Genomic DNA, 13,024 nt, shown 5'->3' on the forward strand with positions numbered 1-13,024 from the left:
TCCGGAAGCCGTTTCCGGTTTGTAATTGCCATCGTACCTTTGTTGTTACTTATGCCATTTTCCCGCTTAACGCTCGTTTTCTTCTGCCTGGCCGCGCTGCTGCTGGGGGCCTGCAACCCCGGCTACCAGAAGCTGCTCAAAAGCGGCGACGTGAACAAAAAGTACGAAGCCGCCGTCCGCTACTACGACGCGGGCGACTATTTCCGCGCCGGTACGCTGCTCGAAGACCTGATTCCGCTGCTCAAGGGCCGCCCCGAGGCCGAGAAGGCGCAGTTCTACTTCGCCAACACCAACTTCAAGCAGCGCAACTACGTGCTGGGGGCCTACTACTTCAAGCAGTTCACCGACACGTACCCCAACTCGGTGTACACCGAGGAGGCTTCGTTTATGCACGCCAAGTCGCTGTTCCGCGATTCGCCGGGCTTCGAGCTGGACCAGACCAACACCACGTCGGCGCTGGAAGTCATCCAAGACTTCATCAACCGCTACCCCGAAAGCAAATTCCGACCGGAAACGGAAAGCATGTCGCAGGAATTGCAGAAGAAGCTGGAAAGCAAGGCCTTCGGTGCCGCTGAACTTTACTACAAGCTGCGCTACAACCAGGCAGCCGTGACGGCCATGGGCGTGTTCGAGCAGAACTACCCCGCCTCGCCGTTCATCGACCAGGCCGATTTTCTGCGCCTGAGCGCCCAGTACGCCTGGGCCAAGGAGAGCATTGAATCGAAGCAGCGCGAACGGTTTCTCGACGCCGTGGCGTTCTACCAGCACTACATCGACACTTTCCCGCAGAGCAAAAACCTGAAGCTGGCCCAGTCCATGTACGACGACAGCCGCGCCGAGCTGGAACGGCTGAAAGCCATCCCCGGGGCCGAGGCCGCGGCGGCCAAATAATTTCGGGCCCGCCACGGCCCGGGGCCCCGGCGTTACTCGCCACCGGCTCCCATTCATTTTCAATTAAGTAACCCATCAGTGCCCATGAAACCCGCCCCCAACGCCGTATCCAGTTCCATCGTGACGCGCAACATGGCCGATTTTAGCATCGAAAGCGGCAACGTGTACGAAGCCATTTCCGTCATCTCGAAGCGCGCCAACCAACTCTCCATCAAGCTGAAGGAAGAGCTGAACGACCGCCTGGCCGAGTTCGCCTCGACCGTTGACAACCTGGAAGAAGTGTTCGAAAACCGCGAGCAAATCGAGGTGTCGAAGCACTACGAGCGCATGCCCAAGCCCACCAGCCTCGCCATCGAGGAGTTCCTGGAAGGCAAGCTGCGCTACACCACCCCCGATCCGGTGGAAGTGCCCCTGGCCCGCGAGTTGTTCTAATTATCGCCGGTGCTGCCGCTCGCTTCGTTGCCCTTGTCACCGCTGGCGGGCCGCCGCCTGCTGCTGGGCGTGAGCGGCAGCATCGCCGCCTACAAAGCCGCCGCCCTCACGCGGCTGCTGGTGCAGGCCGGGGCTGAGGTACAGGTTATCCTCACCGAAGCCGCCGCCGCCTTCGTCACGCCCCTCACGCTGGGCACCCTCTCCAAAAAGCCCGTCCTGACGGGCTTTTTGCGTGATGCAGCCTCTGGGCAGTGGCACAACCACGTCGAGCTGGGGCTGTGGGCCGACGCGTTGCTCATCGCGCCAGCTAGCGCCAACACGCTCGGCCAGTTGGCCAATGGCCTGTGCCCCAACTTGCTGAGCGCCGTGTACTTGTCGGCACGCTGCCCAGTGTTTCTGGCCCCGGCCATGGACCTGGACATGTACGCCCACCCCGCCGTGACGCAGAACCTGGCGCGCCTGCGCAGCTTCGGCAACCACGTGTTCGACTCGCCCAGCGGCGAGTTGGCCAGCGGCCTCGTGGGCCCCGGCCGCATGCTGGAGCCCGAAGCCCTAGTGCAGGCGCTGGAAAAGCACTTTCAATCCTAGCTACTACAATGCGCGTCCTGATTACTGCGGGCCCTACCTACGAGCCGCTGGACCCGGTGCGGTTCATCGGCAACCGGTCGACGGGCAAGATGGGCTACGCGTTGGCTGAGGCATTTGCGGCGGCGGGGGCCCGGGTGGACCTCATCAGCGGGCCCAGCGCCCTGCCCGCGCCGGCCCACCCGGCCGTGCAGCTCACGCGCGTGGAAACTGCTGCCGAGATGTACGCCGCCGCGGCTGCCGGGGCCCCCGCGGCCGACGTGTGGGTGTTTGCCGCTGCCGTGGCCGACTACCGGCCCGCCCACGTGGCCGCCGAGAAGATTAAAAAAGCCGGCGACACGCTGACGCTGGAGCTGGTGAAGAACGTGGACATTGCCGCCACGCTCGGCCAAACCAAGCGGGCTGAACAATTTGCCGTCGGTTTTGCGTTGGAGACGACGAACGAGCTGGCCCACGCCCAGGACAAGCTGCACCGCAAAAACTTCGACCTCGTGGTGCTGAATTCACTGCGCGACGCTGGAGCCGGGTTCGGCCACGACACCAACAAAGTGAGCGTACTGGACCGTGCCGACCAGGTGGTTACCTTTGAACTGATGGCCAAAACCGACTTGGCCAGCGAGTTGGTGCGCTTGATTTTGGCCCGCCGCGCAGCCATTATAACTACTTGATTTAACTTGTGATGCGTAAAATCTGGGCCCTGTTGCCGCTGCTGCTATTGTTGCTGGGGGCCCCCGCCCGGGCCCAGGAGCTGAACTGCACCGTGGAAGTATCCATAGGGCCGAGCGTGGTGATTACCGACCAGAGCATCGTGGCCAACATGCAGCGCGACATTTCGGCCTTTCTCAATACCCGCACCTGGACCAGCACTACGTACCAGGAAAAAGAGCGCATTAAGTGCCGCATGTTCGTGGTGATTACGGGCGGCGCGGCACCGTCGTACCAGGCCACTATGCGGCTGCTTTCGACCCGGCCGATCTACGGCACGGGCTACGAAACCAACGTCATCAGCATCGTCGACAAGAGCTTCAATTTCAACTATCCACCGCCCAACTCGCTCGATTTTTCGCCCAACAGCTTCGTTTCTAACCTTTCGTCGTTGCTGGGCTTCTACGCTAATATCATCGTGGGGCTCGACCGCGACACGTTCAGCCGGCTCGGGGGCACGCAGTATTTTGAAAACGCCCGGCTCATCATGACCTACTCGGCCTCGCAGAGCAGCAGCGAGGGCCAAGATCCGAGCTGGACCAACGGCGGGGGCCTGCGCAGCCGCTACCAGCTGCTCACCAACCTAACCGACCCGCAACTCGAAGCCTTCCGCACCGGCTCGTACGCCTACTACCGGCAGGGCATGGACCTGTTCATCGAGAAGCCCGACGAGGCGCGCACGGCCGTGCTGGGGGCCCTCACGGGTATCAACGCGGCAGCGTCGCTGCGGGTGAGCGAGCCAATTTTTCGGTATTTCTTCGACGCCAAGGCCGACGAGATTGCTAATATTTTCCGCACCAGCTCCGACCCGAACCAGAAGCAGCAACTGGTGACGATGCTGGTCAACATCGACGCGACCAACGCGGCGAAATACCAGGCCATTCTCACGGCTCGCTAGCGCTGCGGGATGGTAATATATTGGTTATTACATGGCTAGGCGTGAATTAGCATTTGCCAAAACTTCGGGGTTAACTTTAATAAATAATCCATCGGGGCCCTGCGAAGCGCCGAAATAATTATTTATTCCGATACGGCGGCTGCTTTTGGCCGCGGCGCTTTGTGCGCATACTGGCCCCATCTACCCAATTATGTTAGTCGATTTACGCATCCAGAACTACGCCCTGATTGAGTCGCTGGAGTTGCGGCCGTCGCCGCTGCTCAACATTATCACCGGCGAAACGGGGGCCGGCAAATCCATCATGCTGGGAGCCATTGGGCTGTTGCTGGGCAACCGGGCCGATGGTAAGCTGCTGTTCGACACGGCGCGCAAGTGCGTAATTGAGGGGCAGTTTGACATTGCCAGCTATCAGCTGCAAGATATTTTTGAGGCCGAGGACCTGGACTACGACGCGCAGTGCATTCTGCGGCGTGAAATCAGCCCCACGGGCAAGTCGCGGGCCTTTGTGAACGACACGCCGGTGACGCTGGAAGCACTGCGGAAAATCGGGGCCAACCTGATGGACATCCACTCGCAGCACGACACGCTGCTGCTCGGTGATACGGTGTTTCAGCTTAACCTGCTCGACCTTTATGCCGGGCTGGTGCCGCAGCGCACGCACTACAGCAACGCCTTCCGGCAGTACCGCAAGCTGGAGGCCGAGTTGAAAACGCTGGAGGACCAGTCGAACCAGGCCAACGCGCAGCTCGATTACAATAGCTTTTTGCTGAATGAGCTGGAGGAAGCCAGCCTCGACAACGAGGATCAGGACGCCTTGGAGCAGGAGGTAAAGCAGCTGGAGCACGCCGAGGAAATCAAGTATAAGCTGAGCCAAGCGTTGCACGGGCTGCGCGACAGCGAGAGCTGCGCCACCGGCACCATGAAGGACGCCTCGACGCTGCTGGGCCAGGTGGCGGCCTACGCCGAGAACTTCCGCGAGCTGCGCCAGCGCCTGGAAAGCTGCCTGATTGAGCTGCACGACATTGCCGACGAGGTGGAAACCGCCGAGCGCCGCACCGAGGGCGACCCCGCCCGCACCGAAGAATTGCAGGAGCGCCTGAACGTGCTCTACACCTTGCAGCGCAAGCACGCGGTGCGCGAACTGGGGGCCCTGTTGGCCGTGCGCGACGAGCTGCGCCAGAAGGTGGGCAACGTGCTGAACCTCGACAAGCAAATTGCCCGGGTGCGCAAGGACGTAGAAGCGGCCCTGACCGCGGTGACCAAGCAGGCGGCCAAGCTCTCGGAGAGCCGGCGCAAGTCGTTCCCGCGCTTCGAGCAGGAGCTGCGCGACCTGGTGGCTGACCTGGGCATGCCCAACGCCCGCATCGTGGTGGACCACCGCGCCGGGGCCCCCAGCGCCAGCGGCACCGACGTGGTGAACATCCTCTTCACGGCCAACAAGGGGGCCCAGCCCCAGACGCTGAGCAAGGCCGCCTCGGGGGGCGAGTTCTCGCGCTTGATGCTGTGCGTGAAGTACCTACTGGCCGACAAGACGGCGCTGCCCACGATAGTGTTCGACGAAATCGATACCGGCATCAGTGGGGAAATTGCTGTGAAGGTGGGTCGCATGATGCAACAAATGGCGCGCAAGCACCAGCTGGTGGCCATTTCGCACCTGCCGCAGATGGCGGCGGCCGGCGACGCGCACTACTTCGTGTACAAGGAAGACCGCGCCGACCGCACCGTGAGCCGCATCCGCCAGCTCGGCGAGGAGGACCGCATCAAGGAAATTGCCCACATGATTGCCGGCGCCAAGCCCAGCGCCAACGCCCTGCAAAGCGCCCGCGAGCTGCTGGCGCTGCGCGGCGAGGCCATGGCCGGGTAGGGGGCAAGGAGTGAATGGACGAATGAATGCATGGGTGAATGAATGTTGCCGTGGTTAACTTGCCGCCCTAATTTGGGTGGCAGGCGAAGCAGCCGAATTGCATTTCTCATTCGCTCATTCATCCATTCTCTCATTCACGCAATGTCCAACAACCTGCTCGCCGGCAAAGTCGGCATTATTTCCGGCGCCCTCAACGAGAAATCCATTGCCTGGAAAGTGGCCCAGCGCGCCCACGCCGAAGGCGCCCGCTTCGTGCTCACCAACGCCCCGCTGGCCATGCGCATGGGCGAAATCAATAAGCTGAGCGAGGAGTGCAACGCCCCCATCATTCCGGCCGACGCCACGTCGGTGGAGGATTTGGAAAAGCTGTTTGCCGGGGCCCAGGAGCAGCTGGGCGGCAAGCTCGACTTCATGCTCCACTCCATCGGCATGAGCCCCAACATCCGCAAGGGCAAGCACTACGGCGAGCTGAACTACCAGTGGTTCCAGCAAACCATCGACATTTCGGCCCTCTCGTTCCACAAAATGCTGGCCGTGGCCGAGAAGCAGGACGCCTTCAACGAGTGGGGCAGCGTGGTGGCCCTGAGCTACATCGCCGCCCAGCGCGCTTTCCTCGACTACACCGACATGACGCAGGCCAAGGCCATGCTCGAAAGCATTGCCCGCAGCTACGGCCAGCGCCTGGGCAAGCTCAAGAAGGTGCGCGTCAACACCGTGTCGCAGTCGCCCACCAAAACCACGGCCGGCGCCGGCATCAGCGGCTTCGACGCCTTTTACGAGTTTGCCGACAAGATGTCGCCGCTGGGCAACGCCCCCGCCGAGGCCTGCGCCGACTACTGCATCTCGCTGTTTTCGGACCTCACCCGCTACGTGACCATGCAGAACCTGATGCACGACGGCGGCTTCAGCACCACCGGCATCTCGCAGGAAATGGCCGATTTGATGGAAAAGGCCAGCGCCTAACCGCCCGCTGGGGCCCCACGAAAAAGCCCGGCCGTAACCAGCTTGTCCTAACCCAAAACTCAAAAGCCCTTCCAGCCATGTGGCCGGAAGGGCTTTTTGAACGTTTGCCTGTCTGGTTTGCCGCTTTTCAAGCAGTGTTGATTAGCAAAAAGGGCCTTAGCGTTGTCTCCGAAAAGCCGGAAAAGAGTTGGATTTGGGGAAGGACAAGCACTGTGGGGGCAGGCTTTTAGCTTTTATGGCCCGGGTGGCGGGGCCTACCGGGCCCTGGGCGCGGCTCGCCACCGGGGCGCGTCCATCACCAGCGTGACGAGCAGGGCGTGGGGCAGCGTAACGATGGAGGCCACCACCAGCGCCAGGCTGAACCAGGCGCCGCCGTTGGGGAGGTGGGGGGCCAGTAGGCGGCCCAGCAGCAGCAGCGCCGCGCAGCTTAGCAGCAGGAGCGGGGCCGCCTGGCGCAGGAAGAAGGCCAGCCGGGGCACCAAATCAGCCGCGGGGCGCGGGCGGCCGGGCGCCGGGGCGTAGCCGAGCCAGCCCGTGAGGCGCAGCACGTGCTGCAAGCTGTGCCAAAATATAAAATACACGGCCACCGAGAGTTGGGGAGGCAGGGCCAGTAGCAGCAGCGCCAGGACCAGCACCTCGCCCAGCTCGGTGCGGAGCCGGGCCCATTGGCGATGGTAAGCCCAGCGGCCCCACAGGGCCAAGTGCCCGGCTACTACCACCGCGCCGAGGGCCGCAGCCGCGGTGGCCAACGCGGCCGCGGGTACCGTGGGGGCCCCGGTGAAGGCCAACAGCCCGTTCACGACGCCCGCGGTTTGCGCAGGCCACCCCCACAGGGGCATGGCAAACAGCAGCAGGCCTCGCAGGCAGCTGTGCGCCAACCACAGCCACGCCGGTGGCCGGGGCCCGGCCGGGGCGTCGGCCGAGCCCCAGTGCCACACCGTCAGTAAGAAGAAACCGCCGACCGTGGCCGCCGGCCAGGCCCACCACAGCGCCCCCACCAAGCTTGCCAAGCCCAAGTAGCCGAGTAGGAAGCCCAGCCAATACCGCCACCCGCCGGCCCCGGGGCCCCGGGGTTGGCCCGCGGGCAGCACCAGCTGGTCGCAGGCCCCGTGCGCCACGCCCAGCACCACCATGCCCACGGCCAGCGGCGGCCCCAGTAGTGCCCAGGCAGCGCCCGGAAACGCCGCGCCCACGCCGGCTAGCGCCAGCACAATCGCGTAAGAATAGCGCCGCCGGGACCAATCAGATGCAGAATCGAGGACCATGGTGCGTGGGGCAAAAGGTAATAACCAACACGGGCCGCTGCGCCGCGGAGCGGGGCAACGGCCCGTGGGCAACTAAAGTTATGGGCTGGCTTGGTTTGCTAGGCCACGGCGCCGACCCGGACGCCCGGCTGGCCCACGGCGCCGGCTACGGCTCCGGTGCCTTCGGGGTGGGCCTTCACCGCTGACTCACTGCGGGCAATGCCGTACACGACCAGGCCAAAACCGATTTTGTTAACGGCGTCGCCCAGGTTGTAGATCAGGTCGAGGCTGGACGACTTCAGCAGGTTGAGGCCGTCGGGCCCGAGCAGGCCACCAGGCATGGCCATGTAGCCGATGGGGTAAATGGCCCAGCCGGCGAAGATGAACCACGACAAGTAGCGCACCCCTTTCTGCACAGCCGCGGAATCGGACTTGGCTGCCAGCTGCGCAATTTCACCGTACCAGGCCGAATACAGAATGTAGACGTAGCCCAGCGTAGACAGCGCCCCCCATAGGTTAGAATGGAATTTGGAGCCGTCGGTGAAGGCCTCACCGATGTAGCCGCACACGAGCATAAATACAGCCGCAGCGACGAGCTTCCAAAGTAGGCCGATTTTGGCCCCGGCGCCCCGTACCAGTAGGTAAAACTCAATTACCATCAGCGGCACGGTCAGCGTCCAGTCGATGTAGCGCAGGGCCACGGGCGTCGAGTGAGTGCTGATGTAGTAGTCGCGCATGTAGTAGTAGTGCACGGCGGCAATGCCGGTAATCATCCCCGAAATCAGAAGCGAGGTTTTCCACTTGTCGGCCACGGTGCCGCGCTCGAAGAGGAAAAACACCGACGCGGCCGCCATGGCCATGTACCCCGTGAAAAAGGTGAACGCAACTGGGTCGTCAACCGGAATCTTCATGACATCAAGCAGCATGGTTTGCATGGCGGGTGGGTGTTTAGGTGAAAGTATGCCTCCTCAATAATCTAATGTACATTAATGTTTAACAAATAATCAAAAAAATATATGAGCAAACATTGTCGGGGTTTGATTGTCTAGGAGCAGCCTTTGAAGACCTTAGTAGCCGCGCGCTAAATCCACGAGATTCTCCAACGGTTCGCCCGCCTGAAAATGGGCAAGGTTGGTGAGGAAAACGTCCACTTTGCCTTCGTCTTCAAGGGGCTGGCCGCCAGCGGTGTGCTGGGTGAGCAGCACGTTGGGCAGGGCCCAGAGGGGGCTGGCGGCGGGCAGCGGCTCGGTGGCCGTCACGTCGAGCACGGCGCCGCCGAGGCGGCCGGCTTGCAGGGCCCCCACAAGGGCGGGCTCGTCGGTGGTGTTGCCCCGGCCCACGCTGGCGTATACGCTGCCCGGGCGCAGGGCCCCCACAAGGTCGGCCGAGAAGAACCCGTCGGCGCTGCCGGGCAGGGTGTTGATGACGACATCGGTTTCGGGCAGCACCGCCTTCAATTCGTCCACGGAGTGCAATTCGGCGGCGGGGCTGGTACGGGCCAGCAGCTGCACCGGGCACTCGAAGCCGCTGAGCTGCTGGCGGAGGGCCAGCGAAATAGCCCCGGCCCCGAGAATGACTACCCGCTTACCGCGCAGCAGGCCGGCGCGGTTGCGCACGAAGGCCCCACCCACCCAGCGCCTCTCGGCCTGAAACACGGCTAGCTCGGGCAGGTGGCGATACAGGGCCAGCAGCCCGGCCACCATGGTTTCGGCGCAGGGCCAGGCGAAGAAGTCGCCCATGTTGGCCACGGGCACGCCCACCAGCACGCCGCGGTAGCGCTCAAACCCGGCCGAATCAATTTGCCAGAACTTCAAGCCCGCTGGGGCCCCGGCGGCCAGCCACGCGGGCGGCACATTGCCCAGTACAGCCTCGGCCTGCTCGAAGGCCGCGGCCTGCTGCTCGGCCGGCACGTTGGCGCCGAAGGTAACGTCGTGGCCCGCCGGCAGGTGCTGGTGCAGGTAGGCGCGGGCGGCGGGGCTGAGGGGCGAATAAACGAACAGGCGCATGGCGAATGAATGGGTAAGGCCATAAAAAAGAACGTCGTGCCCGGAGAACCGCTGCACGACGTTCGACTGGCTGTCCAGCGGTGGGGGTGAGATTAAGCCGGGGCGACGGTGCCTTCGGCCGGGGCCCCGCCGTCTTTGGCGGCGGTGTCCTGGGGCGCTTGGTCGTCCTTTTTGGGGCCCCCGTGCTCTTCGTCGGGTTTGTAGTTTTTCTCCATCTCAGCCAGCTTCTCTTTGCCGTAGGCGAAGCGGGTGATGATGACGTAGAGCACCGGCACGATGAAAATGGCCAAGCCCGTGGCTGCCATCATGCCGCCGAGCACCGTCCAGCCCAGGGTTTGGCGGCTTTGGGCCCCCGCACCCGAGGCAAACACCAGCGGCAGAATGCCCAGGATGAAGGCCAGCGACGTCATGATGATGGGGCGCAGGCGCAGGCGCACGGCCTCCAGGGTGGCCTGCACCAGCGGCATGCCGCGGTCCACGCGCTCCTTGGCAAACTCAATAATCAAAATGGCATTTTTCGCCGAGAGGCCAATCAGCGTAATCATGCCGATTTGGGCGTACACGTTGTTGGTGAGCTTGGGCAGGAAAAACAGCGCCAGGATGGCTCCGAAAATGCCCACCGGCACGGCCAGCAGCACCGAGAACGGCACCGACCAGCTCTCGTACAGGGCGGCCAGGAACAGGAACACGAAGATGATGGACAGCGCAAAAATGTAAATCGTTTGGCCACCGGCCAGCAGCTCCTCGCGGCTCAGGCCCGAGAACTCGTAGCCATAGCCCTGGGACAGGTTCTGGTCCGCCACTTCCTGCAGGGCCTTGATGGCGTCGCCGGAGCTGTAGCCGGGGGCTGGGTTACCGTTGATTTCGGCCGCGCGGAACAGGTTGTAGTGCGAGATGAGCGGCGCGCTCTCCTGGCGCTTGTAGGTGGTGAGCGTGCTCAGGGGCACCATGCCGCCGGCGGAGTTGCGCACGTAGTACTGGCCCAGGTTGGCAATGTCGCCGCGGTAGGTAGAGTCGGCCTGCGCCACTACCCGGAACGTGCGGCCGTAGAGCGTGAAGTCGTTGATGTAGGCACTGCCCAAGTACGTGCGCAGGGCCCCGCCAATGTCGGCAATCGACACGCCCAGCTTCTTGGCTTTTTCGCGGTCAATGTCGAGCTTATAGCCCGGGGTGCTGGCCGTGAAGAAGGAGAAGCCCGAGGCAATTTCGGGCCGCTTGCGGATGGCTCCCAGGAATTTTTGCAGGTTGGCGTCGAAGGTTTGAATGTCGCCGCCGGCCTCGCGCTCCTGGAAAATGAACGAGAAGCCACCCGTATTGCCCAGGCCCGGAATGGCGGGCGGCGAAATCACCACCGTGGTGGCTTCCTTGAAGCGGGCCATGCGCTGCTGGATGCTGGCCATCAGGCCGGTCAGTTGCAGGGCCTTGTCCTTGCGGTCTTCCCAAGGCTGGAGCTGGCAGAAAATGGTGCCCGAGTTAGATTTTGAGGAGAAGTTCACCGCGTTCAGGCCCCCCAGGGCGGCGTAGTGGGCAATGCCCTTGGTCTTGCTCAACTCCTTCATCATCTCGGTGAGCGTGGCCACGGTACGGCCCGTAGAGGCGCCCTCCGGTAGGTTGAAAGTGATGATGATGCGGCCCTCATCCTCGGTGGGCAGGAAGCCGCTGGGTTTGCTGCGAAACAGCAGGCCGGCTCCCACCACGATGCACACCAGGATGATGACCACGAAGCGCGAGTGCTTGATGCCGCTTGCTACGCCGTTGCCGTACTTTTCAGTAACGCGCCCAAACCAGTTATTAAACTTGAAAAACAGCTTGTTGAGGCCCGTCGAGCTTTCGTCGCGTTTGGTGGGCTTCAGCAGCAGCACGCACAGGGCCGGCGTGAGCGAGAGGGCCACGAAGGCCGAAATCAGTACCGAGATGGCGATGGTAATGGCAAACTGCTGGTACAAACGCCCCGTGATGCCGGGGATGAAGCCCACCGGCACGAAGACCGCCGCCAGAATCAGGGCAATGGCAATAACCGGCGCCGAAATCTCGCGCATGGCTTCGAGCGTGGCGTCGAGCACGTTCATGTTGCGCTCGTTCATGTTGTGCTCCACGGCTTCCACCACCACAATGGCGTCGTCGACCACAATACCGATGGCCAGCACGAAGCCAAAGAGCGTCAGCGTGTTAATGGTAAATCCCAGCGGAATAAAAAACGTGAACGTGCCGATGATGGACACCGGGATGGCAATGACCGGGATGAGCGTAGAGCGCCAGTTCTGGAGGAACAGGAACACCACCACCACCACCAGCAGCAGCGCCTCCACCAGCGTCTCCACCACTTCTTTGATGGACACCTTCACCACGCTTGCGGCCTCGAAGGGCACGATGTAGCTGAGGTCGGCGGGGAACTGCTTTTTGAGCTGGTCCATGGTGGCCAGCACGTTGTCGTAAGTGGCAAGGGCGTTGGCGCCGGGGGCCTGGTACACGAGCAGGTAGGCGGCGCGCTTGCCGTCCACGTACGAGTTGTTGGCGTAGTTGAACTTGCCCAACTCCAGCCGGGCCACGTCTTTGAGGTACACCAACTGCCCGCTCTGCGGGTTGGTTTTGACGATGACGTTGCCGAACTGCTCCAGCGTGACGAGGCGGCCCTGCACCGTCACGATGTACTCGAACGGCTGGCCCTTTTCGGCCGGTGGGGCCCCAATGGAGCCGGCGGCAATCTGGGCGTTTTGCTCGTTAAGGGCAGCTGAAATGTCGCCGGCCGTGATGCCCAGCTGGGCCAGCTTGTCGGGCTTCAGCCAGATGCGCATTGAAAAGTCGTCGGCCCGCGACACGATGTCGCCCACGCCCTTGGTGCGCAGCAGCGCGTCCTTGATGAACACGTTGGCGTAGTTGTCGAGGAAGGTGGTGTTGTGCGTGCCCTTGGGGGCGTACATGGCCACCAGCATCAGGATGCTCGGGTTGCGCTTGCGCACCGTCAGGCCCAGGCGCTGCACGTCTTGCGGCAGGGTGGGCAGGGCAATGCCCACGCGGTTCTGCACGTCGAGGGCGGCAATGTTGATGTCGGTGCCCACGTCGAAGTTCACCGTCATGCTCATCTGCCCGTTGCTGGTGCTGTTGCTCTGCAGGTAGGTCATGCCGGGCGTGCCGTTCACCTGCACCTCCACGGGCGTGGCTACGGTTTGCTCCACGGTCTGGGCGTCGGCCCCGATGTAGCTGCCGGTGACCGATACCGTGGGCGGCGTGATTTCGGGGTACTGCCCAATGGGCAGGCTGCGCATTGCCAGCAAGCCCACGAGCACAATCACCAGCGAGGCGACGATGGCCAGGACGGGCCGGCGAATAAAGGTTTCTGCAATCATAAATTCTTGGATAAGCCGCTAGCAAGACCAGGGAAAGGCCGTCATGCTTCGGCTACGCTCAGCATGACGGCCTTTAACAATTGTTGGTA

General features: G+C 62.8%; 11 protein-coding genes. 7 read left to right on the forward strand and 4 right to left on the reverse strand.

The window, feature by feature from the left end:
• Nucleotides 1-51 precede the first annotated feature (51 nt).
• The 7 genes from AXW84_RS04870 (at nucleotide 52) to AXW84_RS04900 (ending at nucleotide 6,338) form a co-directional block, all read left to right on the forward strand.
• Nucleotides 52-891, forward strand: coding sequence for an outer membrane protein assembly factor BamD (locus AXW84_RS04870; protein ID WP_068229461.1), 840 nt, complete (start codon nucleotides 52-54; stop codon nucleotides 889-891).
• A gap of 84 nt (nucleotides 892-975) precedes the next feature.
• On the forward strand, nucleotides 976-1,323 hold the full coding sequence (locus tag AXW84_RS04875; RefSeq protein ID WP_068229464.1) for a DNA-directed RNA polymerase subunit omega: 348 nt from the start codon (nucleotides 976-978) through the stop codon (nucleotides 1,321-1,323).
• 9 nt (nucleotides 1,324-1,332) lie between these two features.
• Nucleotides 1,333-1,911, forward strand: coding sequence for a flavoprotein (locus AXW84_RS26365; RefSeq protein WP_068229468.1), 579 nt, complete (start codon nucleotides 1,333-1,335; stop codon nucleotides 1,909-1,911).
• 8 nt (nucleotides 1,912-1,919) lie between these two features.
• Entirely contained in the window at nucleotides 1,920-2,576 is a 657-nt protein-coding gene (locus tag AXW84_RS26370; RefSeq protein ID WP_068229470.1) for a phosphopantothenoylcysteine decarboxylase domain-containing protein, read from the forward strand.
• Nucleotides 2,577-2,587: 11 nt separating this feature from the next.
• Nucleotides 2,588-3,511, forward strand: coding sequence for a type IX secretion system protein PorD (locus AXW84_RS04890; protein ID WP_068229473.1), 924 nt, complete (start codon nucleotides 2,588-2,590; stop codon nucleotides 3,509-3,511).
• 190 nt (nucleotides 3,512-3,701) lie between these two features.
• On the forward strand, nucleotides 3,702-5,375 hold the full coding sequence (recN, locus tag AXW84_RS04895; RefSeq protein WP_068229474.1) for a DNA repair protein RecN: 1,674 nt from the start codon (nucleotides 3,702-3,704) through the stop codon (nucleotides 5,373-5,375).
• 141 nt (nucleotides 5,376-5,516) lie between these two features.
• Nucleotides 5,517-6,338, forward strand: a complete 822-nt coding sequence (locus AXW84_RS04900) for an enoyl-ACP reductase FabI (protein WP_068229475.1) — start codon at nucleotides 5,517-5,519, stop codon at nucleotides 6,336-6,338.
• A 254-nt stretch (nucleotides 6,339-6,592) separates the two neighbouring features.
• On the opposite strand, the gene AXW84_RS04905 is transcribed toward AXW84_RS04900, so the two are convergent.
• From AXW84_RS04905 to AXW84_RS04920, 4 genes are all read right to left on the reverse strand, one after another.
• On the reverse strand, nucleotides 6,593-7,603 hold the full coding sequence (locus AXW84_RS04905) for a Brp/Blh family beta-carotene 15,15'-dioxygenase (protein ID WP_082773705.1): 1,011 nt from the start codon (nucleotides 7,601-7,603) through the stop codon (nucleotides 6,593-6,595).
• Between the two features lie 98 nt (nucleotides 7,604-7,701).
• Complete coding sequence (locus AXW84_RS04910) at nucleotides 7,702-8,517, reverse strand: bacteriorhodopsin (RefSeq protein ID WP_068229480.1); 816 nt, start codon at nucleotides 8,515-8,517, stop codon at nucleotides 7,702-7,704.
• Nucleotides 8,518-8,649: 132 nt separating this feature from the next.
• Entirely contained in the window at nucleotides 8,650-9,588 is a 939-nt protein-coding gene (locus AXW84_RS04915; protein WP_068229484.1) for a D-2-hydroxyacid dehydrogenase, read from the reverse strand.
• Between the two features lie 92 nt (nucleotides 9,589-9,680).
• The gene (locus AXW84_RS04920) at nucleotides 9,681-12,935 is read right to left on the reverse strand and encodes an efflux RND transporter permease subunit (protein ID WP_082773706.1); all 3,255 of its coding nucleotides are present in this window, start codon (nucleotides 12,933-12,935) and stop codon (nucleotides 9,681-9,683) included.
• Nucleotides 12,936-13,024 lie beyond the last annotated feature (89 nt).

Source organism: Hymenobacter sp. PAMC 26628, assembly GCF_001562275.1.
Taxonomy (GTDB): Bacteria; Bacteroidota; Bacteroidia; order Cytophagales; family Hymenobacteraceae; genus Hymenobacter.